This is a genomic window from Skermania sp. ID1734 (genome assembly GCF_007489285.1).
GTDB lineage: Bacteria > Actinomycetota > Actinomycetes > Mycobacteriales > Mycobacteriaceae > ID1734.
The window spans coordinates 37,217-59,674 of record NZ_VLIY01000014.1 but is presented as its reverse complement, the minus strand read 5'-3'; the positions used below and the strand labels follow the sequence as shown (position 1 = coordinate 59,674).

The window sequence follows — 22,458 nt, the reverse complement described above, 5'->3', positions numbered from 1 at the left end:
CTGTCCGTGCCGTGCCCCGCAGTGAGAGCCGTCTATACCTGACGGCGCTGTCGAGCGATCTCGGCCAGCACCACGCCAGCCGCCACCGAAGCGTTGAGCGACTCGACCGGTCCAGCCATCGGTACGCTCACAATGCTGTCGCATGATTCTCGCACCAGCCGCGAAAGACCCTTGCCTTCGGAGCCAACAACGACCGCGAGCGGGCCTACACCGTCGAAGTCGTCGAGGCTCGTGTCCCCCTCCGCATCCAGCCCAACTATCCTGATGCCATTGGCAGCCCAGTCCTTCAGGGTGCGGGTGAGGTTCGTTGCCCGCGCGACCGGCAACCTCGCTGCCGCACCCGCGCTGGTGCGCCAGGCCACCGCGGAGACACTGGCACTCCTGCGCTGCGGGATGACGACGCCGTGCCCGCCGAAGGCTGCCGTCGAGCGAATGACCGCCCCTAGGTTGCGCGGGTCGGAAATGTTGTCCAAGGCAACGAGTAACGCGTCGTCACCGGCGGCGCGCGCCGCCGCGACCAGGTCGTCCGGGTGGGCATAGCGATAGGGCGGCACCTGCAGGGCCAGGCCCTGATGTAATCCGTTGGCGCTGAGTCTGTCCAGATCTGTGCGCGGCACTTCAAGGATCGAGATCCCGGTATCTGCGGCCCGTTGCACGCTCTCCTTCAGCCGATCGTCGCTGTCCGCGCCGACGGCAACGTACAGCGCCGTCGCCGGAACGCCGGCCCGTAGGCACTCGACGACCGGGTTGCGGCCGAGGACCATCTCTGGACCGTCCTCGTTGTTGCGGCGAGGGGCGGGTCGCTGCGAATTGGACGCCGCACGAGCTCTTTTGGCCGCCGGATGATTCTTGCGCGCGCTCGCGGGCGGGGTTGCCCCGCGTCCTTCGAGTCCGCGACGGCGTTGCCCTCCGGAGCCGACGACCTGGCCCTTCTTGGTGCCGCTCTTGCGAATAGCGCCGCGTCTGCTTGAATTGCCGGCCATTAACTTCTCGCCCTTAATGACCACTCGGGCCCATTCGCAGTGTCAGTAACCTCTATACCTAACTCGCCCAGCCGATTCCGGATCTCGTCGGCGACCGCCCAGTTCTTCGCGGCCTTGGCGGACTGCCGCCGGTCGAGCTCGCCCCGCACCAACCCGTCAAGGGCCGCAATCGCTTCCGAGTTGTCCTTGGCGCCGCGCCACTGATCATCGAGCGGATCGACACCGAGTATGTTCAGCATCGCCCGTACCGTTGCGGCGTGATCGCGGGCCTGCGCGAGCTCACCCGAGTCCAGTGCCCGATTGCCCTCGTGCACGACCCGGTGCACCTCGGCAAGCGCCCGCGGCACGGCAAGGTCGTCGTCGAGGGCGTCGGCAAACTCGGCTGTCCACTTGCCCATTGGTACGTCACCGGCACGTTCAGCGGTTTTCAGCACGAACTGCTCGATGCCTTGATAGGACTTGGCCGCGACCTCAAGCGCGTGGTCGGAGTATTCGAGCATCGACCGATAGTTCGCGCTGCCCAAGTAGTAACGAAGCTCTACGGCCCGAACTCGCTGCAGCACATTCGGTATGGAGAGCACATTGCCGAGCGACTTGGACATCTTCTCCCCGCCCATGGTGACCCACCCGTTGTGCAGCCAGTAGCGCGCGAAGCTGTCACCCGCTCCCTTGGCCTGGGCGATTTCGTTCTCGTGGTGCGGGAACACCAGGTCCATTCCGCCGCAATGGATGTCGAATTCCGAACCGAGGTAGGTCTCGGCCATCGCGGAGCACTCGAGATGCCAGCCGGGCCGACCGCGACCCCACGGAGTGGGCCAGGACGGCTCCCCCGGCTTTTGCGCCTTCCAGAGCGTGAAGTCGCGCTGGTCGCGCTTGCCCTCACCAGCACTTTCGCCTTGATGCACGTCGTCGAGCTTGTGACCGGACAGGCTGCCGTAGTCCGGGTAGCTCGACACGTCGAAGTAGACGTTTCCGTCGGCGGCGTAGGCGTGGCCGTTGTCGATCAGTCGTTGAATGAGCTCGACCATCTGGGTGATGTGCCCGGTCGCGCGCGGTTCGCAGGACGGCGGCAGTACGCCGAGCGCCTGGTAGGCGCTGTCGAAGGCCCGCTCATAAGTTGCTGCCCATTCCCACCAGGGTCGGCCGGCGTCGGCCGCTTTGTTCAGGATCTTGTCGTCGATGTCGGTGACATTGCGGATGAACGCCACGTCGTAGTCGTGCGCGAGCAACCAGCGTCGCAACACGTCGAACGCGACCCCGCTGCGCACGTGGCCGATGTGTGGTTCACCCTGCACGGTTGCGCCACACAGATACACCGACGCTCGGCCAGCGACCAGCGGAACGAAGTCCCGCAAGGTCCGCGTCTGGGTATCGAATAGTCGCAACGTCACGACCGGCCATCCTACCTGGGGGTTGCCCCCTCATCTTCAATCAGCGCAGCCGTCGCGATCGCCGCAATTCCTTCACCGCGACCGGTTAACCCGAGACCGTCAGTCGTGGTGGCCGAAACCGACACCGGCGCGCCGAGAACGTCGGACAGCACCTGCTGGGCTTCCGTGCGACGCGGGCCGATCTTCGGGCGGTTACCGATCACCTGCACGGCCGCGTTGCCGACGGACCATCCGTTCTCGGACAGTAACCGCCGCACCTCGGCCAGCATTGCCGCGCCGCTCACGCCCGCCCATTCCGCCCGACCCGTGCCGAAGACCGCACCGACGTCACCGAGTCCGGCGGCCGACAACAGCGCGTCGCAGAGGGCGTGGGCTGCGACATCGCCGTCCGAGTGTCCGGAGCAACCGTCCGCATCCTCGAACAGCAGACCCGCTATCCAGCACGGGCGACCACGCTCGATCGGATGTACGTCGCTGCCGATCCCCACCCGCATCTCAACCCCCTGCCAGGGAACGCGCCAGACGCAGGTCCAGCGGAGTAGTGATCTTGAAGGCCAGCGGGTCGCCGGGCACGGTATGGACGCGCTCCCCAAGCCGCTCGACGAGTCCGGCGTCGTCGGTCGCAAAAGCACCCGCGGGAGCGGCGGCGTACGCGCGACGCAGCAAATCCGCGGCGAATCCCTGTGGTGTCTGAATTGCGCGCAACTGCGCACGATCGGGAGTCCCGGTGACATCACCGGCGTCATCGACGGTCTTGATGGTGTCGGCCACCGGCAGGGCGGGGACAACCGCCGACCGGCCCGCCTGCAGTTCCGAAACCACGCGGGAAACCAGACTCGGGGGCGTCAAGGCCCGCGCGGCGTCGTGGACGAGGACGAAGTCGGCATCGCTGGCAGCGTCCATCCCCGCGCGGACGGAGTCGATTCTTTCGGCGCCACCCGCGACCACCTGCACCTGTTCGGGAACCAGATCAGCAGCCCGAGCGAGCAACTCCGACGGCACTACGACAACGACGCGGTCGACAACACCCGAGCTCAACAGGCCTTCGACGGCGATGCTCACCATCGGGCAACCAGCGATTTCGACGAACGCCTTGGGCTGTGCCTCACCCAGACGTGTGCCGCGACCGGCAGCCGGAACCAACGCGACTACGCGGCCGCGGACCTGGATGCTCACGCTCAGGAAGCGGCGGCGAGAACCTCGTCCAGAATCGTTTCAGCCTTGGCATCGTCGGTGCCTTCGGCCAACGCAAGCTCGCCGACCAGGATCTGGCGGGCCTTGGCCAACATTCGCTTTTCGCCGGCCGACAGGCCACGATCTTGCTCACGGCGCCACAGGTCACGAACCACCTCGGCCACCTTGTTCACGTCGCCGGAGGCGAGCTTTTCGAGGTTCGCCTTGTAGCGCCGCGACCAGTTGGTCGGCTCCTCGGTGTGCGGCGCCCGAAGCACCTGGAAGACCTTGTCGAGACCCTCTTGACCGACGACATCGCGCACGCCGACAAACTCAGCGTTTTCGGCGGGAACTCGAACGGTGAGGTCGCCTTGCGCGACCTTGAGTACTAGATACTCTTTCTGTTCACCTCTGATGGTACGAGTTTCGATTGCTTCGATCAGCGCCGCTCCGTGGTGGGGGTAAACGACGGTGTCTCCGACCTTAAAAATCATATGTCCCGTGCCCCTTTCGATGTAGTCAGTTTAACATGGCGCCAAACAGCGGTGCGACCAACGGTGCAGGTCAGGGGCGGTAGCAGCCCATCTTGAGGGTTGACAAGCAGCGGCATTCATGCATCGCGCCGGCTCCCGGCCGCGTGTGCGGTAGTCCTGACCTGGCTACGACACCATCGAATCGACGGATTCCCCACGGCACGCAACCCGCAAGACCTAGGCTTCCTGCTTGACTACTACGCTCACCTACTACGCTGCCTAGTTGATTGCGCTTGTAGTCACTGTCGGCAGTCATTCGGCCTGACTCGATGGAGGAACACCGTGAACGCTCGGACAGCTGTGGGAGCTCGTCGAGTTACCGTCGCCGCCATTGCCGTAGGCGCAGCGCTGGCCCTTTCCGGCTGCGGCGCTGGTCAAATTTCGCAGACCGCGCAGCAGGTCGCGGCCGTCAACGGCAACTACGCTACGCAGGGCCAGATCGCGCTCCGCGACGTCCGGATCCTCTATCCCGCGACTCAGGAATACACCAACAGCAAGGGCGGCAAGGCTGCCTTGGCGTTCAATGCGATCAACTCCAGTGCCGACAAGCCGGACCAGCTCACCGGCATCAGCACCGACCTCGGTGACATCCACGTGACACCCGCCGACAAGGCCACGATCAAGCCGCTCAGCGAACTCGTCGCGGCCGGGCCCGGCGTGCAGAGCAACCCGAGCGCGGACGCCAATGGCGCCGACCCCGAGGCCAAGCCGATCCGGGTCGAGATCACCGGCCTGCGAAAGAACGTCACTCCCGGACTGACGTACCCGATGACGTTCACGTTTGCCAAGGCGGGCACCATCAAGATCGACGTGCCGGTGGATGCCGGCCCGAAGACGCCGCGCTTCGAGTCCTCCAAGTCCGGCACCGCCGGCGGCGAGGGCTGATCAAGCTGCGGGATTTGTCGTAGCGGCACCCTAGGCTGCCCTGCGTGACCAAACCGAAGACCGAGTACCGCTGCCGCGAGTGCGGCCATGTTGTCGCGAAGTGGGTGGGCAAATGCCCCGACTGCGGCGGGTGGGGGTCGATCGAAGAGTCCGTCGTGAGTCCGCTCGTGCGTTCTGGTTCGTCGCGAGCCGCCATGCTGCCGAGCTCGGTCGCCACCCCGATCACAGCGGTCGATGCGCAGGCAGCGCTCGTCAAACCGACCGGCGTCGGCGAGTTGGATCGGGTGCTCGGCGGCGGACTAGTTCCAGGCTCGGTCGTCCTGCTCGCCGGTGAGCCGGGCGTGGGCAAGTCCACCTTGCTGCTCGAGGTCGTGCACAACTGGGCGCGGCGCTCACCGGAAGACCGGGCACTTTACGTGACCGGCGAGGAATCCGCGGGTCAGGTTCGATTGCGCGCGGATCGCACCGGCGCGCTGCACGATCGGGTCTACCTCGCCGCCGAATCGGATCTGGCCATGGTCTGTGCTCAAGTCGACGCCGTCGCCCCGACGCTGCTGGTGGTCGACTCGGTGCAAACACTGAGCACGTCGGAAGCCGACGGCGTGCTCGGTGGCGTAACACAGGTCCGGGCCATCACCGCGGCATTGACCGGGCTGGCGAAGCGCACCGGCGTCGCGGTCGTGCTGGTCGGCCATGTGACGAAAGAAGGCGCGATCGCCGGACCGCGCACGCTCGAGCATCTAGTGGACGTCGTATTGCATTTCGAAGGCGACCGACACTCGACCTTGCGACTGGTCCGCGGAGTGAAGAACCGCTTCGGCGCTGCCGACGAGGTCGGTTGCTTCGAACTGCACGATGCGGGCATCGTCGGGATCGCAGATCCGTCTGCGCTATTCCTTCACCACCAATCCGACCCCGTACCCGGCACCGCAGTGACGGTGACGATGGACGGCAAGCGCGCCATGGTGGCTGAGGTGCAAGCACTGGTGCACAAGACCGCCAACCCGGCGCCCCGGCGGGCCGTCAGCGGGCTCGATTACAACCGCGTGTCGATGACCGTCGCAGTGCTCGGAAGTCGCTGCGGCGTAAAGCTTTTCGAGCATGACGTGTACACGTCAACGGTTGGCGGCATGCGGATCGGCGAGCCGGCCGCGGATCTCGCGGTCGCCGTAGCCATTGCCTCGGCGGCCGGCGGCACGGCGCTGCCGAGCGGGATGGTGGCGATCGGTGAGGTCGGTCTCGCGGGCGAAGTGCGGCGCGTCTCCGCCATCGGTCGTCGACTGCTCGAGGCCCGACGCCTCGGCTTCGATCGCGCACTCGTGCCGCCGCAAGCGGGACCGGTACCACCAGGTATGGAAGTGCTCGAGGTCGCTGACCTGGCCGGCGCGCTACGGCACCTCAGCTAGCCCGAGACATCGTCCAACCTGCACGAATCTGTAATCAGCTGTGAGCTGGGTAACCTGAATAGTCGCGCGCAACCGGAAGGAAAGGGGGCGAAATGGACCAGTCGAGGTCAGCGGCGCTGCGGTCGTCGGCGCTGCACACGTCCGCAGCGCTGCGTGATGCCATCGCCCGCCTTGCTCCCGGCACGGCTCTGCGGGACGGCCTCGAACGCATTCTGCGTGGTCGCACCGGCGGGCTGATTGTGCTCGGCTACGACGAAAACGTCGAAGCCATCTGCGACGGCGGCTTCGAATTGGACGTCGAGTTCGCGCCCACCCGGTTGCGGGAGTTGTCGAAGATGGACGGCGCCGTGGTGCTGTCCACCGACGGCAAACGGGTGGTCCGCGCGAACGTGCAGTTGGTGCCGGATCCGAAGATTCCCACGGTGGAGTCCGGCACCCGGCATCGCGCGGCGGAGCGCACGGCCATCCAGACGGGTTATCCCGTCGTGTCGGTGAGCCAGTCGATGAGCATAGTCAGCGTTTATGTAGACAGCGTGCGACATGTGATGGTCGGTTCGCCGACCATTCTGTCGCGCGCGAACCAGGCAGTGGCGACCCTCGAGCGCTATAAGGCCCGGCTCGACGAGGTGACCACCCAGCTTTCCCTCGTCGAGATCGAGGACTACGTGACGCTGCGGGATGCGCTGACCGTCGTGCAGCGACTCGAGATGGTTCGCCGGATATCCCTGGAGATTTCCCAGGATGTCCTCGAGCTCGGCAGCGACGGACGCCAGTTGGCCCTGCAACTCGAGGAGCTCGTGGGCGACAACGAGGCCGTGCGCCAGTTGTTGATTCGCGACTACCTCGCCGGCTCGAGCGCGCCCAGCAGAGTCGCCGTCGAACAGGCGCTGGCCATGCTCGACGCTCTTACGGACTCCGATTTGCTGGACCTCACGGCGCTGGCTCCGGTTCTGGGCCAACCCGCCACAATCGAGGCTCTCGATACCCCGATGAGCCCGCGGGGTTACCGGATGCTGTCGCGCATTCCGCGGGTTCAGTCGACGCAGATCGACCGGCTGGTGACCGCGTTCGGCACCTTGCAGGGACTGCTCGCGGCAACCGCGGCCGACCTGGAAACGGTTGCCGGGATCGGCAACCACTGGGCCCGCCACATCCGGGAGGGCCTGTCCCGACTGGCCGAGGCGGGTATCGCTGGCCAGTTCGACTGACCAGCGGCGCCTTTAAGAAATGTTGAACGGCTCGGGCGGACTGCGCAGCGCCCCGAGTTGTGCGACCACCGTGTAGGCGCCCGGCTGGACCGGTACCCGGTCTCCCGCGCACTGCGGCTGGGAGGTCTCGCCCGACCATTCCACCTTGAACACGGCCTGCTGGCCTGGGTTCAGGGTCCGGACGTCGGGAGTGTTGCTGGGGAAGCAGTCGGTGTTCGACCAGATCCGCTGGGTGCCATCGATGCTGTACACCAGCATCTGCTGCAGACCTGCGCCGAGATCGCGCTGGCAAGGCGCGGTCGAGATGTTGGTGATAACCATTCCGAACTGCGGCTTCTGACCGGCCGGGTAGGTGGGCTGACCAACCGTTGCCTTGAGCGCCAACGACTGGTCCGGGCATTGCCCGGCCGGCACCGGCGCGGCCGCCTGACCGCTGGGCGCCGCCACACCGCTGGCGGCAGGCTGTCCCGGTGCGGGTGCGCCCGACGCCCCGGCCGTTGCGCTGGCCGCAGTCGAGGAGGCCGCAGCAGCGGAACTGGACGCGGCAGCGGCCGCAGACGACGAGTCGTCACCACCTCGCATCGAGGCGATGATCCAGACGAGTACAACGAGGACAACCACCGCGATGACTATCGCGGCAACTCTGCGCCGCCGATAGACCTCAGGCGGCAGCGGGCCGTTCGGTTCCAACACGTTTCCACGGTAGGCGCAGCGACCCCGCACGCCGTCGATCAGACATCGGCGTGTCGGGGGCTAGCGCGTCACACTGTCAGTGGCGCGTCGGGTTGGGCGCCGATGTCGCCGACCACGCTGCGCAAAATCGCGCGGCCGTCTTCGAGTCGGTAGGTGACGGCAGCGACGGCGAGCTTTCCGGTGGCGATCTTCTCGGCGATTATTGGCGAGTAGTCGGCGAGCAGCGTGCAGGTTTCCACGACATGGCGCGCTTCCAGGTCGTCAACGCTCGACAGCCCTTCCTTGCGTCCGATCAGAATCGACGGCATCACGCGCTCGACCAGGCTACGGATGTGACCGGGCGGGATGCTGCCGGCGTCGATCGCGTCCAGGCTGGCCTTCACGGCACCGCAGGAGTCGTGGCCGAGCACGACGATCAGCGGGACGTTGAGCAACTCGACCGCGTATTCGATCGACCCGAGCACCGAGCTGTCGATGACATGGCCGGCCGTCCGGACGACGAACATGTCGCCGAGACCCTGGTCGAAGATGATCTCTGCCGCGACGCGGGAATCTCCGCAACCGAAGAGTACGGCGGTGGGATGTTGGCCCTTGACCAACTCTTCACGGTCCGCCGCACCCTGACTAGGATGCTGCTGCGAGCCTGCAACAAAGCGCTCGTTTCCTTCGCGCAACGACTTCCAGGCACTGATCGGGTTGCTGTTCGGCATAAGGCCATTCTGCACACCTCGTTAACGGGTAGGAACACCTACCGTCGAAACTGGTTGGAGGCCATGATCGACGCTGCACTGCGACACTGGTATCGCGACGTCGCCCGCGACCTGCCGTGGCGGCGCTATGGCGTGACCGCGTGGCAGATTCTGATGAGCGAGATCATGCTGCAGCAAACGCCGGTGGCACGGGTAGAACCGATCTGGCTCGAATGGGTGACCCGCTGGCCGGTTCCGTCTGCCATGGCTGCCGACAGCCCAGGAGAAGTGCTGCGAGCCTGGGGGAAACTCGGCTATCCGCGCCGCGCGCTGCGGTTGCACGAATGCGCCGGAATCATCGCGCGCGAACACGGCGACATCGTTCCGTCCGACGTCGACACGCTGCTCACGCTACCCGGAATCGGCGAATACACCGCGCGGGCCGTCGCCTGTTTTGCCTACGGTGCGCGCGTGCCGGTGGTCGACACGAACGTGCGCAGAGTCGTCGCCAGAGCTGTCCTCGGGCAGGCGGTCCCGGGTGCGCCCAGCCGTCGCGACCTGGCCGATGTCGAGGCCTTACTTCCCGCGAAAAAGGCTGCAGCAGCGGAATTTTCCGCGGCGCTGATGGAGCTGGGCGCAACCGTGTGCACCGCCCGGTCACCACGCTGCCAGGACTGTCCGCTGCCGCGCTGCGCCTGGCGGGAGGCGGGCCGTCCCGACTCAGCGCAACGCCAGCGCACGCAACGCTACGAGGGCACCGACCGCCAAGCCCGCGGCCGGTTGCTCGACGTGTTGCGCTCAGCCCACCACCCGGTTCCCAAGGCGCAACTGGACGTGGCATGGACGCGCGATCCGGCGCAGCGCGACCGCGCACTGGATTCCCTGCTGGTCGACGGGCTCGTCGAGCAGACCGACAATGGCCTCTTCGCGCTAGCCGGCGAAGCCTGACTGGTTGCGCAGGAACCTCTCGACTTCGCGACGAAAGAGCTCCGGTTGCTCATCGTGCACCAGGTGGGCGGCGCCGACAACCCGCACGTACTCGGAGTTCGGGTGCAATTGCGCCATCCGCCGCATCTGACCGGGCGGGGTGATCGAGTGTTCGCCCTCGATCAGCAGCGCCGGCGCCCGAACCTGCGCCCACTCGTCCCAGAAATGCCTTGTCCCCCACTCCTCGGAGATGGCCACAAAGGTGTCGACGGAGCCGTGCAGGTGCCAGCCGTCGCCGCGGTGTTCGAACGAGTCGAGAAAGTAGCGGCCGGCGACCGGCCCGAAATAGTCGAGCATCGCCTGCTCGGAAGCGAACGGCTGCGGCCACGACTTGATCAGCCGTGCCCAATCGGCGGCCGTGCGGCCCCGGAAATCCGGCGCCATGTCCTCGACTACCAGTGCGGATACCCGGTCGGGTTCGGACGCCGCGAGACACCAGGCATGCAGGCCGCCCATAGAGTGCCCGATAACGGTCATCGGCTCGTCGATCACTCCGAGCGCGGCGAGGAGGTCGGCAACGAACGCTTCGGTGCTGAGTTGTGCCGGAGCCGGCCTGCCGTGCGCGGCGGCGTCAAAGGTGTAGACCCTGCCGTGACCGCGCAGCCACGGCAGTTGGCGGGCCCATGTGCGGGCGCTGCCCATCAATCCATGCAAGAGCAGGATCGGCGCGCCTTCGCCACCCTCGTCATGCAGCACAGGCTCGACGGTAACCGCGCGAGTACTGTTCAACCATGGCTGTGGTGAAGATCAACGCAATCGAGGTGCCCGAGGGCGCGGGCCCCGAACTGGAGAAGCGGTTCGCCAACCGAGCCCACACGGTGGACAGCGCCAAGGGCTTCCTGGGCTTCCAGTTGTTGCGCCCGGTCCGTGGGGACGACCGCTATTTCGTTGTCACGCAGTGGGATTCCGAGGAGTCCTTCGCGGCGTGGCGGGACGGCCCCGCGCGCGAGGCGCACGCCGGTGAGCGATCGCGACCGGTCGCATCGGGATCGTCACTGCTCGAATTCGAGGTGGTCCTCGACGTTACGGCTCAGCCCGCGGAGGGCTGAGCCGTAGTCATGGGTTCGTCCCGGGACTAACTGTCCATCGCCGCGTCGAGGGTGATCTCGGTGCCACTGAGCGCCTTGCTGACCGGGCAGCCCGATTTCGCGGCCTCGGCCGCCTTGACGAAGCCTGCCTCATCGAGCCCACCGGCCTTGCCGCGCACGGTGAGCTTGATGCCGGTGAGCCGGAAGCCGCCGGCGGGGTCGGGGCCCAGCGACACGGCGGCCGACACGTCGAGGCTCTCCGGCGTCCCGCCGGCACGGGCGATTTCACCCGACATGGCCATGGCAAAGCACGACGAATGCGCTGCCGCGATCAGTTCCTCGGGGCTCGTGGTGCCGTCGGCCTCTTCGGCAGCACGCTTGGGGAAGGACACGTCGTACGTGCCGACCCCGGAACTCGACAGCTCTACTCGGCCGGAGCCGTCCTGCAACGAGCCAGTCCAAGCAGTTTTCGCGGTACGTGTTGCCATGAGTGCGTTTCCCTCCAGTCGTTCGCCGAAAGCCTCTCAAGTCGAACCTACTCCGATCACCACGTCAGGTCTCGAGTACGCGTCAACCATGTCATGACGGCGCCGCATACGACGAGATAGATAGCCAGTGCCACAACGGATTCCGACCTGTTCAGCACGTTGAGAACTCCAGGCACCGATTCTCCGCCGACGCTGCGCAACCAACCGGCGAGCGAGCTGTTCCGGCCCGCGGGCGATGGCACCGATCAACGCGCTATGAGTCGGGATTGGTCCGGCCGGGCTGGTGACTGCACGTATCGGCGTTGCGGTGAGCCAACCACTTGCGGTCGCTCGACGCCACGAACGAGCAGTCGCGGCGACAACTGGAGCGTCACCGTAACTGCCGCTAGTAGACGTCGCGCACGTAGCGTTTCTCGTTCATCAGTTGCTTGCGAAACGCCAGCGCTTCCTCCTCGTCCAGGTTGCCGTGGATGCCGAAAATCTGTACGAGTGTGTCGTCGACATCCTTGGCCATCCGGGCAGCATCACCGCACACGTAGAAGTGGGCGCCGTCGGAGATCCATCGCCATAGTTGCGCGCCATGCTCGATCATCCTGTGCTGCACATAGATTCGCTCGCGCTGGTCGCGTGAAAAGGCAAGGTCAAGGCGGTTGAGGAAGCCGTCGCGGAACATGTCTTCCAGCTCGTCGCGGTAATAGAAGTTGGTGGCCGAATTCTGTTCGCCGAAGAACAGCCAGTTCTTGCCCGTGGCGCCCAAGGCTCGCCGCTCCTGCAGGAAGGCGCGAAACGGAGCGACCCCCGTGCCGGGCCCGACCATGATCATCGGTACCGTCGGGTCCGCTGGCGGCCGGAAGTGCGGCGCACGTTGCAAAAAGATCGGCACGGGCTGCTCTGCGCGATCAGCCAGAAATGTGGAACACACTCCCCCGGCGCCGCTTTCGTAGCGCACCACCGACACGGTCAGTTCCACCTCGCGAGGGCTGACCAACGGGCTCGACGAAATGGAGTAGAGCCGCGGCTGCAGCTTCTTCAGCACGCTCAACCAGTCGACAAGATCAGCGTCAACCGGGAAGGCGCGCAGCACGTCGACCATCTGCCGGCCCCAGAGCCAGCTGTCGAGTTCATTTCGGTTGTCGCGCCGAAGCAATTTGGCCAGCAGTGGGTCTTCGTTGCGGTCCGCAACGAAGCGCAGCAACGCCGGTGTGACACCACAGATGTCGAGCCGGGTCCGCAAGGTTTCGGCGAGTGGCAGCTCGCCATCGAGGTCCACGGTCTGGGCGCCGTCCAATCCCGTCACCGATAGCCATTCCGACACCGCGCCTTCGGCGATGGTGGGAAATACTCCGAGCGCGTCACCGGCGTCGTAGGTGACACCCTCACCGAGCTCGAACCCTAGCTGGCGCACCTCCTTCGCCGAACCTGTGCCGGTAAGAAGCACATTGCGTACCAACGGCGCCTGCAGCGGATCGGTGCGGGTAAAGCCAGGTGCCGCAGTCGGAGCGACGCGGGGCGAGGAGAGCAGCTTGACAACGTCGGCCGCCCAACGGTGCGCGAGGTCATCGTCATCAGCCTCACACTCCACGCGAGTGAGCATCCGCCGGGCGCCCAACTCGGCCAGCCGATCGTCGATCTTGCGGCCGTGGCCGCAGAAGTCGTCGTACGACGAATCACCAAGGGCCAGCACCGAATAGTGCAGACTGTCCAGCTTGGGCGCATCGGCCGCGGTGAGTCGCTCCCAGAAATCGGCACCATTGTCCGGTGGTCCGCCATCACCGAAGGTACTCGAAAAGATCACGGCGCGTTCGGCCTTGGCCAGCTCGGCAATGTCGCACGCGTCCATGCTGAGCGTGCGGGCACGAATATTGGTGCCGGACAACCGGTCCGCAAATCGATGCGCCAGTTCCTCCGCGTTGCCCGTTTGCGAAGCCCATAGTACGAGCACGGGTGCGTCGACCTCGACCGAGGTTTCGGTGGCGTCGGCCAGCCGTGGCGCGGAATAGGTTCCGGCGAGCAACCCTTCCACCCAGACGCGGGTAGCTGGAGCCAACGGTGCGCTGGCGGGCAACGTCGGCACCCCGAGAGGCGCAGCGAGATCCAATGCCGCGAAGAACCCGTTCAGGAAGGTTCTTTCTAACTCGGTCGGGACCGGTGGAGTGACCGTGTCTGCGCCGGTGATTGCGGCAAGGCGGCGTGCGGGATTCACGGAGGTGGGCTGCGTCTTGGTCATTGGCGCCACCGGGCGCAGGCTCACCGCGCTGACCTTGAACTCCGGCTGCAGTGACTCCTGGTCTACCGCGTCGTTGGTGACGGCGTTGACAGTGAGGTATTCGCCGTGCTCGTCGTTCCAGTGGAACGGTGCGAAGCAATTGCCCGGTGATACGCGGTCGGTGCGGACTGCGGGCAGCACCGCTCGTCCTCGCCGCGAGGTGATTTCGACTTGATGCTCCTCGGTGATGCCCAGCGCGTCGGCATCCGCAGCATTGATTTCGACAAACGGTGCGGGACTGAGCTTGTTGAGCTTGTCCACCTTTCCGGTTTTGGTCATCGTGTGCCATTGGTATTGTAGCCGACCGGTATTGAGCACGAACGGGTAGTTGTCGTCGGGCATTTCCGCCGGTGCCAGGTGCGGACGCGGGAGAAACTTCGCCCTGCCGTTGGGCGTCGGGAAACGTAGGCGTTCTTCCGTGACATACCGAATTGGATTGCGCGGCGACGCACCCGGTGGCGCCGGCCACTGCATCGATGATCGCCGCAATCGCGGGTAATCGATTCCGCGCAGGTCGTATCCCGTTCGGGGATTGACGAATTGCCGAATTTCATCGAAGATCTCTGCGCTGCTGGCATAGTCGAACGCGGCGCCATAACCGAGCGCGGCGGCCATCTGCGCGATCAGCTGCCAGTCCGGCCGCGCCTGCCCTACCGGCTCGACCGCCTGCTGCACCAACGTCACGTTCCGCTCCGAATTCACCATGACGCCTTCGGATTCGGTCCACGATGCGGCCGGGAGCATGATGTCGGCATAGGCGTTGGTGGCGGTTTCCGTAAACACGTCCTGCGTGATGACGAGGTCCGCGGCCTCCAATCCCGCCACGACGGTCTTCCGGTTTGCCACGGACGCCACAGGATTGGTGCAGATGATCCAGCAGGCCTTGATTTCACCCGCCGCAATCTTGGCGAACATGTCGACAGTGCCGGTGCCGATGTCGGTGCGGATGGTTCCCGGGCCGAGTCCCCATGCGGCCTCCACAAATGCGCGATCGGCGGGGTCGACCACGCTGCGTTGTCCGGGCAAACCCGGCCCCATGTAGCCCATTTCGCGACCACCCATGGCGTTCGGTTGGCCGGTCAGCGAGAACGGCCCACTGCCCGTTCGGCAGATCGCGCCGGTGGCCAGGTGCAGGTTACAGATGGCGTTGGTGTTCCAGGTGCCGTGCGTGCTCTGGTTCAGACCCATCGTCCAGCAGGACATCCAGTTGTCGGCCGCACCTATCCACCGGGCGGCCGTGCGGATATCGTCCTCTGTGAGCCCGGTGATTGCCGCGACGCGGCTCGGTGGGTAGTCCGCCAGCAGCGGCTCCATGGCTGCCCAGCCCTCGGTGTGTTCGGCAATGAATTCCCGGTCTATATCGCCATTTTCGACGAGCAGGTGCAGCAGCCCGTTCAGCAGCGCCAGGTCGGTGCCCGGCTTGATCTGCAGAAACAGGTCGGCCTTGTCCGCCGTAGCGGTGCGTCGCGGGCCGACGACGATCAGCTTCGCACCTGACTTGATCCGGTCGGTCATGCGCAGGAAAAGGATCGGGTGGCAGTCGGCCATGTTGGAGCCGCTGACGAAGAAGAGATCGGCGTGGTCGAAATCGTCGTAGCTGCCGGGCGGGCCGTCGGCGCCGAGAGACTGTTTGTAGCCCGTGCCGGCACTGGCCATGCACAGCCGCGAGTTCGATTCGAGGTGCACAGTGCGCAGGTAGCCCTTGGCGAGTTTGGCCGCCAGATACTGCGCCTCGAGCGTCATCTGGCCGGAGACGTAGATCGCCACCGCATCGGGCCCGTGCTCGTCGACGATGTCGCGGATCCGCGCGGCAGCCTGTTGAATCGCGCCGTCGACGTCGACCGGTTCCGGTGGGTGCTGGCGGGAAGGACGGACGTAGGCGGTCGTCATTCGGCCGGGGGCGCTCATCATTTCGGCGTGGGTCGCACCCTTGGTGCACAGCCTGCCTGCGTTTGCCGGGTGCAGTTTGTCGCCCGACACCTTTGCGATGACCTGCCTGGTCGCGTCGGTTTCCACGGTGATCCCGCAGCCGACACCGCAGTACGAGCATTGCGCTCGCACCGTGGGCGTCTCGTTGGCGGTCATGAGTCGATGATCGCGGCGCGGCGTTTCGCCGACGTTTCGGCTGGTGTTAGCAGCCGGTGACGGCGCGGGGCCGGTTGTTACGTCTGGATGTCGCGGGTGACGCGTGATTGGGCGCAACTGCACGAACAAATCTGCGGCCGATAGACGGTTTTCCGTCGCTGAGCCGAACTTTTGTTGGGTGAGTTGCGGCTCCTCGCACTAGCCGCAAACACGCAAAAGCCCGGGCTCCGATGAACCGGAACCCGGGCTTTGCGCTGTGTGGTTACTCCGCTTCGGCCGCGCCCTCACCGGCGCCCGCCAGCGCTGGAGCCGGCGAGTCCGGCACCTTGGCCGGCTTCGGCGCACCGCGGAAGGTGAACTTGGCGTCCTCGCCGGAGCCTTCGCCGTCCCAGCCTTCGACGTCGACCAACACGATCTGGCCGGGGCCGATCTCGCCGAAGAGGATCTTCTCCGACAGCTGGTCTTCGATCTCGCGCTGGATGGTCCGGCGCAGCGGCCGCGCGCCGAGCACCGGGTCGAAGCCGCGCTTGGCCAGCAGCGCCTTGGCCTTCTCGGTGAGCTTGAGCGCCATGTCCTTGTTCTTCAACTGGGCCTCGACGCGGGTGATCATCAGATCCACCATCTCCACGATCTGCTGCGTGGTGAGCTGGTGGAAGACGATCACGTCGTCGATGCGGTTGAGGAATTCAGGCCGGAAGTGCTTCTTCAGCTCGTCGTTGACCTTCATCTTCATGCGCTCGTAGTTCGAGCCCTCAGCGTTGGACTGCGTGAAGCCCAAGCCGACCGCCTTGGAGATGTCGGAGGTACCCAGGTTCGAGGTGAAGATCAGCACGGTGTTCTTGAAGTCGACCGTGCGACCCTGGCCGTCGGTGAGACGACCATCCTCGAGCACCTGCAGGAGGGTGTTGTAGATCTCCTGGTGCGCCTTCTCGATCTCGTCGAACAGAACCACACTGAACGGCTTGCGGCGCACCTTCTCGGTGAGCTGGCCGCCCTCCTCGTAGCCGACGTATCCAGGGGGAGCGCCGAACAGCCGCGACGCGGTGAAGCGGTCGTGGAACTCGCCCATGTCGATCTGAATCAGCGCATCGTCGTCGCCGAAGAGGAAGTTCGCCAGCGCCTTGGACAGCTCGGTCTTACCGACACCCGACGGGCCGGCGAAGATGAACGAGCCCGAGGGCCGCTTGGGGTCCTTCAGGCCGGCACGGGTACGCCGGATCGCCTTCGAGACAGCCCGAACCGCATCCTCTTGACCGATGATGCGCTTGTGCAGCTCGTCCTCCATCCGGAGCAGGCGAGTGGTCTCCTCCTCGGTGAGCTTGAACACCGGGATACCGGTCCAGTTGGCCAGCACCTCGGCGATCTGCTCGTCGTCGACCTCGGCGATCACGTCGAGGTCGCCGGAGCGCCACTGCTTCTCCCGCTCGGCCCGCTTGGCGACGAGTTGCTTCTCCTTGTCGCGCAACGACGCGGCCTTCTCGAAGTCCTGCGCGTCGATCGCGGACTCCTTTTCACGCCGCGCCTCGGCGATCTTGTCGTCGAACTCGCGCAGGTCTGGCGGTGCGGTCATCCGGCGGATACGCATCCGTGCACCGGCCTCGTCGATCAGGTCGATCGCCTTGTCCGGCAAGAAGCGGTCGTTGATGTAGCGGTCCGCGAGGGTCGCCGCGGCCACCAGCGCACCGTCGGTGATGGAGACCCGGTGGTGTGCCTCGTAGCGGTCACGAAGGCCTTTGAGGATGTTGATGGTGTGCTCGACCGTCGGCTCGCCGACCTGCACCGGCTGGAACCGGCGCTCGAGGGCGGCGTCCTTCTCGATGTACTTGCGGTACTCGTCGAGGGTGGTGGCGCCGATGGTCTGCAATTCACCGCGGGCCAACTTCGGCTTCAAGATGCTCGCCGCGTCGATCGCGCCTTCCGCGGCGCCCGCCCCGACCAGCGTGTGCAGCTCGTCGATGAACAGGATGATGTCGCCACGCGTGTTGATCTCCTTGAGCACCTTCTTCAGGCGCTCCTCGAAGTCACCGCGGTAACGGCTGCCGGCGACCAGCGAACCGAGGTCAAGGGTGTAGAGCTGCTTGTCCTTGAGCGTCTCCGGCACCTCGCCGTTGACGATCGCCTGGGCCAGCCCCTCGACCACGGCGGTCTTACCGACGCCGGGCTCTCCGATCAGCACCGGGTTGTTCTTGGTGCGCCGGCTCAGCACCTGCATGACCCGCTCGATTTCCTTCGAGCGGCCGATCACCGGGTCGAGTTTGCCTTCTAGTGCGGCCTGGGTGAGGTTGCGCCCGAACTGGTCGAGCACCAGCGACGTCGACGGGGTGCCCGCTTCGCCGCGGCTGCCGCCGGACTCCGCCGGCTCCTTGCCCTGGTAGCCCGAGAGCAGTTGAATGACCTGCTGGCGCACGCGGTTCAGGTCAGCGCCGAGCTTCACCAAGACTTGCGCCGCGACACCTTCACCCTCACGGATGAGGCCCAGCAGGATGTGCTCGGTGCCTATGTAGTTGTGGCCGAGCTGCAATGCCTCGCGCAGGCTGAGCTCGAGCACCTTCTTGGCCCGTGGCGTAAATGGAATGTGTCCGGACGGGGCTTGCTGGCCCTGCCCGATGATCTCTTCGACCTGGCTGCGCACGCCCTCGAGCGAAATACCCAACGACTCCAGCGACTTGGCCGCGACGCCCTCGCCCTCGTGGATGAGGCCCAGCAGGATGTGCTCGGTGCCGATGTAGTTGTGGTTGAGCATCCGGGCCTCTTCTTGGGCCAGGACGACAACCCGCCGTGCCCGGTCGGTAAACCTCTCGAACATCGCTCTCCCTCACTTTTGGCAACGAATCCGGCACGCAAACGCGCACCGAGCCCATTCCCGGATCACCGTGAAACCGGTCCTTGGCGGCTCGACCAAAACTGGTTCCTCTGCCCCGATGTCTACTCTAGTTCCCGGGGATTCCGACCGCCGCTCGTCCACCTGTTTTGCACGAGTTGCACCGGCTTACGTAGATAACGCCGCGACGTGACCTTTCGTTTCCCGCCGCCGCTACGCTGACAGCGAACGGCCGCGCAGGTCGATTACCCGCCGAAGGCGACCGAGCAAACTAAACGGTCGCCGCGCGGGATCGAGAAGCTCGCTTTCGGCCAGTGGGCTGTCCTCGCCCGCGACGACACCCGAATCGAATGGCACCAGCGTTCGGCCTTCGCCGGCCTCGAGGCGCAGCGCGTCGATCGCTGCGACCAGTGAACCGTTGGAGTCCGTCAACTCCGCGCGCAACCGGTCGATTCCAACTCCGAGGTGCTCGGCGATCAGATCGTCGCGAATATCGAGAATGCGGCCGGCGAGCTCAGCGTCGGACGCGTTCGCCTCCACCGCGATGTCGCACTCGGTGTCGAAGCCCATGGATCGGTTGTTCAGATTCGCCGAGCCGACCCGAACCAGCCGGTCATCGACAACCAGCAACTTGGCATGCACATAGATCGGCTGCCCGCCGGCCGTGACGGGGAAGTACACCCGCAGCCGGTCGTGCTCGTCGGCCTCCCATAACTCGGCGAGCAGGCGGTACCGGGCTCCGTCCATCGCCTGACGTTCGAGCCATCCCTCTGAGTGCCGGGGCAGCACGATGACAACTTCCGGTCCGTCCTGCGCGCGCAACCGTGCCGCGATTTCATCGACCAGCCCGCGTGCGGCCAGATACTGATTCTCGAAGTACAAGACGTTGCGCGCCGCCCGGATCGCCCGCACGTACAGCTCCTCGATCTCGCGGACCTCGGTGCGCTCGTTGAGTTCGGGCAAGGTCCGGGCGATCGCGACGTCCACCTTTTCCATCGTCGGCTGCAGTGCCCGCGGCCACAGCCGTGCCGCGGCGATGCCCGCGTCGATCGGCTCCAGGTTCTCGCCCGTCATCGTGAGCCACCGCTCCCGCGCCACCTCCCCGATCAGCGCGGCCGCCGCGCCATCGACGGCAACCGTGGCGTCGTGCCACGGGCCATGCTGCGCACCGTTCGGGTTGGTGCGCCGCACGTCGTCGTCGGGGTGGTCCCGGGTGTCCCAGCGGTCCACCGTCATGTCGATACCGCCGCAGAACGCCAGGGCATCGTCGATCACGACGATCTTCTGATGGTGTGCGGCGCCCGGCGGGTGCGCACCGTCCTCGACCAGGTGCATCCGCTTACTTGTGAACAGGTTGAGCAGAAACACCGGAGGCATGCCGCGGGCGAGGCCATCGGTGAGGGTGCCGAGGTCCCACTTGAGCAGATAGATATGCACGTCCGGGCGCGACTTGGTCAGCCAGACCAGGAATCGACCCAGCCGGTTGGGGCCCGGAAGCTCCCGTTCACGCGGTTCCAACTCGATGCGGGTGTCGAAGTCCCAACCGATCAGCATGATCCGGTGCTGCGCGGCCAGCATCGCGGCCTTGGCGGCACGGAAGTACCCGTCCGCATCCACGATCAGGGCCAACCGGTCCGCCGGCGCTGTCCGCCAGCACGTCTGGCCCGGCACCAGCAGCGGTGTCGAGTCCGCGATCATGTCTCCAGTCTGTCAGCCGGTGAACGGGGGCACGAAGACGCACGGCACCGGGTGTGGGTGCGCCGGGTCGAGCGCGTTGAGGACGAACGCTGCCGCTCGTGGGCTGCCGGCCAGCCCGGCGTGGTCCGAATAGTCCTGGGCACAGCCGTTCTGCACGACGATGTTGGTCGCGTTCGGCGCGGCCAGCAGTCCGCTCGTGTAGGGCACCACCGCCTCGTCGTACGCCGTGGTGATGTTCGTATAGGTGATGTTGGGCGCGTAGATCCCGCCGCTTTGCAGGTCCTGCATGAACGGCGCACCGGTCAGGAACTCGACGCAGGCACCGCACAACGCGCCGACCGATGAGTTCAGGACGTCGGCTGCGCCCAGGCGACGGGCGAACGCTGCGATGTCGCCGCCACCCGCCGCGTTTGAGCCGTTCCACAGCGGCGCCAACGAAATGTACTTGTCGATCTTGGCCGCCCCGCCGAGGTGCTTGACGTAGTAGGTGGGCATCAGCGTGCCCTGCGAATGTCCGACGATGTCCACGCGGTTGGCGCCGGTAGCCGCGAGCACGCGATCCACGAACGCGCTGAGCTCAGCGGCACTCTGCTCCATCGGCCGCATGCCGCCGATCGCCGATATCGGCCACGGCAGGTTGGTGTAGTTGCCGTACGTCAGCGCGTAGACGCAGTACCCCTCGTTCGCCAACAGCGGCGCGTACACGCCCCAGTTGGTTTGCGCACCACCGCCGGTGCCGTGCACCAGCACAACCGGGTTCGGGTGCTCCGGCGAAGGCTTGCAGTTCCAGTCGTTGCTGCCTGGCAGAGACCCGCCCGGATGCGTCAACTCGTCGGGAATTCCGGCGAAGAAGTTGTAGTCGACCGGCAATGGAGCCGGCGCCGCGAAGGCGGGCGCCGAGAAGGCCAAACAGCAGCTCAGAACCACCGACAGCACCGCGAGCAGCTTGCGCACGAATCACTCCATCATCCCCGCGAATTAGAACGTGTTGCAGGATAGCAACCGGCTCACACCTTGGGTGGTAAAAGACGCACCCTGCAGGGCGGACCGCTCACCACTCGGGTTCCTACTTTCGGTTGCCCGCGCGCGCGACATTGATTAGGCAACCCGCGCAGAAGGAGCCCGGCATGTTCACCACGCAGAACGCCAATGGCCCAAGCACCACCGTGCACAGCACCGTGGTGACCCCGGACGGCGTGCGGCTCGCGGTGCGCGAAGAGGGCGACCTTAGCGCCGACCTGACCGTCCTGTTGCTGCACGGGCACTGCCTACGCAGCGAAAGCTGGGCCTACGTGCGCGATCAGATCGACCCCAACCTCTCGGTGCGGGTGGTCAGCTACGACCACCGCGGGCACGGCGATTCCGAGGAAGCGCCGGCGAGCACATACACCATCGGCCAGCTTGCCGATGACCTGCACGCGGTGATCGACGCGGTGGCTCCCACCGGGCCCGTCATGCTGGTCGGACACTCGATGGGCGGGATGACGGCCATTACCTACGCCGGGCGCTACCCCGCCGAGATCGGCACCCGCATCGTCGGGATGGGCCTGGTCGCCACCGCCGCGAGCAACCTGTCCGACGCCGGATTCGGCCGCTTGCTGCGCAACCCCGCGACGGGGTGGTTTCAAGCCGCCGTTCGACGGGCGCCCGGGCTGATGCGGCGGGTCAAGCACCTGGGCTGCCGCGCGCTCGCTCCGGTCATCGAGACGGCCGAGTTCGGCAACCGCAAGGTAAGCCCGCGGATCGTCGCACTGGCGGCAGCGATGCACAACCAGACCCCGATCACCACGATGGCGACCTTCCTGAGTTCGTTTCGCACCTTCGACGAAACCGACTCGCTTGGCGTGCTCGCCGAGATCCCTACGCTGGTGCTGTGCGGGACAGCGGACCTGATGACCCCGCTGACGCATTCGGTCACGATCGCTGCCCAGGTCCGCGGCGCCGAGTTGGTGTGCGTCGACGGCGCCGGGCACTCGGTGATCCTCGAGCAGCCGGCCGCCGTGGCACACGGGATTGCGCGGCTCATCTCGCGCGCCCGGGCAGCGAGCGGTGACACGGCCCACGACGCGAGCGGTGACTCTGTCGGCGCTCGCGTCGTACTCGCCGCGTGAGCCGGCTGTACAA

Annotated in this window: 19 protein-coding genes; 6 read left to right on the top strand and 13 right to left on the bottom strand. The window is 65.9% G+C overall.

What is annotated here, in order from left to right:
• Positions 1 to 32: 32 nt before the first annotated feature.
• Genes rlmB through carD form a run of 5 tightly spaced genes read right to left on the bottom strand, consistent with a single transcriptional unit; the run spans position 33 to position 4,041 of the window.
• A complete protein-coding gene (rlmB, locus tag FOS14_RS17660) occupies positions 33 to 983 on the bottom strand; it encodes a 23S rRNA (guanosine(2251)-2'-O)-methyltransferase RlmB (RefSeq protein ID WP_143772126.1) in 951 nt (316 codons plus the stop codon).
• Positions 983 to 2,374 carry a cysteine--tRNA ligase gene (gene cysS, locus FOS14_RS17655; RefSeq protein WP_143772125.1) on the bottom strand — a complete coding sequence of 464 codons (1,392 nt, stop codon included), beginning with the start codon at positions 2,372 to 2,374 and terminating at the stop codon, positions 983 to 985. Before cysS ends, rlmB begins: the two co-directional genes overlap by 1 nt.
• Before the next feature lie 11 nt (positions 2,375 to 2,385).
• On the bottom strand, positions 2,386 to 2,868 hold the full coding sequence (gene ispF / locus FOS14_RS17650) for a 2-C-methyl-D-erythritol 2,4-cyclodiphosphate synthase (protein ID WP_143772124.1): 483 nt from the start codon (positions 2,866 to 2,868) through the stop codon (positions 2,386 to 2,388).
• 1 nt (position 2,869) lies between these two features.
• Positions 2,870 to 3,544 (bottom strand): 2-C-methyl-D-erythritol 4-phosphate cytidylyltransferase, encoded by a 675-nt coding sequence (ispD, locus tag FOS14_RS17645; RefSeq protein ID WP_143772209.1) that lies wholly within the window; start codon positions 3,542 to 3,544, stop codon positions 2,870 to 2,872.
• A gap of 8 nt (positions 3,545 to 3,552) precedes the next feature.
• A complete protein-coding gene (carD, locus tag FOS14_RS17640; protein ID WP_143772123.1) occupies positions 3,553 to 4,041 on the bottom strand; it encodes an RNA polymerase-binding transcription factor CarD in 489 nt (162 codons plus the stop codon).
• 321 nt (positions 4,042 to 4,362) lie between these two features.
• Here carD and FOS14_RS17635 point away from each other — a divergent pair, with 321 nt between their 5' ends.
• From FOS14_RS17635 to disA, 3 genes are all read left to right on the top strand, one after another.
• On the top strand, positions 4,363 to 4,965 hold the full coding sequence (locus FOS14_RS17635; protein WP_143772122.1) for a hypothetical protein: 603 nt from the start codon (positions 4,363 to 4,365) through the stop codon (positions 4,963 to 4,965).
• A gap of 44 nt (positions 4,966 to 5,009) precedes the next feature.
• Positions 5,010 to 6,371, top strand: coding sequence for a DNA repair protein RadA (radA, locus tag FOS14_RS17630; RefSeq protein WP_143772121.1), 1,362 nt, complete (start codon positions 5,010 to 5,012; stop codon positions 6,369 to 6,371).
• Positions 6,372 to 6,463: 92 nt separating this feature from the next.
• Positions 6,464 to 7,579: a DNA integrity scanning diadenylate cyclase DisA gene (disA, locus tag FOS14_RS17625; RefSeq protein ID WP_143772120.1), complete on the top strand. Its 1,116-nt coding sequence runs from the start codon at positions 6,464 to 6,466 to the stop codon at positions 7,577 to 7,579.
• Positions 7,580 to 7,591: 12 nt separating this feature from the next.
• On the opposite strand, the gene FOS14_RS17620 is transcribed toward disA, so the two are convergent.
• On the bottom strand, positions 7,592 to 8,272 hold the full coding sequence (locus FOS14_RS17620) for a hypothetical protein (RefSeq protein ID WP_143772119.1): 681 nt from the start codon (positions 8,270 to 8,272) through the stop codon (positions 7,592 to 7,594).
• 68 nt (positions 8,273 to 8,340) lie between these two features.
• The gene (locus FOS14_RS17615) at positions 8,341 to 8,982 is read right to left on the bottom strand and encodes a carbonic anhydrase (RefSeq protein ID WP_143772118.1); all 642 of its coding nucleotides are present in this window, start codon (positions 8,980 to 8,982) and stop codon (positions 8,341 to 8,343) included.
• Positions 8,983 to 9,045: 63 nt separating this feature from the next.
• On the opposite strand from FOS14_RS17615, the gene FOS14_RS17610 reads away from it, so the two are divergent.
• A complete protein-coding gene (locus FOS14_RS17610; protein ID WP_143772117.1) occupies positions 9,046 to 9,909 on the top strand; it encodes an A/G-specific adenine glycosylase in 864 nt (287 codons plus the stop codon).
• Here FOS14_RS17610 and FOS14_RS17605 read toward each other — a convergent pair.
• Entirely contained in the window at positions 9,892 to 10,644 is a 753-nt protein-coding gene (locus tag FOS14_RS17605; protein ID WP_143772116.1) for an alpha/beta fold hydrolase, read from the bottom strand. The two genes, FOS14_RS17610 and FOS14_RS17605, sit on opposite strands and share 18 nt — an antisense overlap.
• Positions 10,645 to 10,679: 35 nt before the next feature.
• Between FOS14_RS17605 and FOS14_RS17600 the strand changes: the two genes are divergently transcribed.
• A complete protein-coding gene (locus tag FOS14_RS17600) occupies positions 10,680 to 10,997 on the top strand; it encodes an antibiotic biosynthesis monooxygenase (protein ID WP_143772115.1) in 318 nt (105 codons plus the stop codon).
• A 26-nt stretch (positions 10,998 to 11,023) separates the two neighbouring features.
• On the opposite strand, the gene FOS14_RS17595 is transcribed toward FOS14_RS17600, so the two are convergent.
• From FOS14_RS17595 to FOS14_RS17575, 5 genes are all read right to left on the bottom strand, one after another.
• Entirely contained in the window at positions 11,024 to 11,464 is a 441-nt protein-coding gene (locus FOS14_RS17595; protein ID WP_143772114.1) for an OsmC family peroxiredoxin, read from the bottom strand.
• Positions 11,465 to 11,849: 385 nt separating this feature from the next.
• Positions 11,850 to 15,815, bottom strand: a complete 3,966-nt coding sequence (locus FOS14_RS17590) for a bifunctional nitrate reductase/sulfite reductase flavoprotein subunit alpha (RefSeq protein ID WP_143772113.1) — start codon at positions 15,813 to 15,815, stop codon at positions 11,850 to 11,852.
• Between the two features lie 262 nt (positions 15,816 to 16,077).
• Complete coding sequence (locus tag FOS14_RS17585) at positions 16,078 to 18,621, bottom strand: ATP-dependent Clp protease ATP-binding subunit (RefSeq protein WP_143772112.1); 2,544 nt, start codon at positions 18,619 to 18,621, stop codon at positions 16,078 to 16,080.
• Between the two features lie 228 nt (positions 18,622 to 18,849).
• Positions 18,850 to 20,334, bottom strand: a complete 1,485-nt coding sequence (locus tag FOS14_RS17580) for a phospholipase D-like domain-containing protein (protein ID WP_185981817.1) — start codon at positions 20,332 to 20,334, stop codon at positions 18,850 to 18,852.
• Between the two features lie 12 nt (positions 20,335 to 20,346).
• Positions 20,347 to 21,288 (bottom strand): triacylglycerol lipase, encoded by a 942-nt coding sequence (locus FOS14_RS17575; protein ID WP_143772111.1) that lies wholly within the window; start codon positions 21,286 to 21,288, stop codon positions 20,347 to 20,349.
• Positions 21,289 to 21,461: 173 nt separating this feature from the next.
• On the opposite strand from FOS14_RS17575, the gene FOS14_RS17570 reads away from it, so the two are divergent.
• Positions 21,462 to 22,445 carry an alpha/beta fold hydrolase gene (locus FOS14_RS17570; protein WP_143772110.1) on the top strand — a complete coding sequence of 328 codons (984 nt, stop codon included), beginning with the start codon at positions 21,462 to 21,464 and terminating at the stop codon, positions 22,443 to 22,445.
• The last annotated feature ends 13 nt before the right edge of the window (positions 22,446 to 22,458 follow it).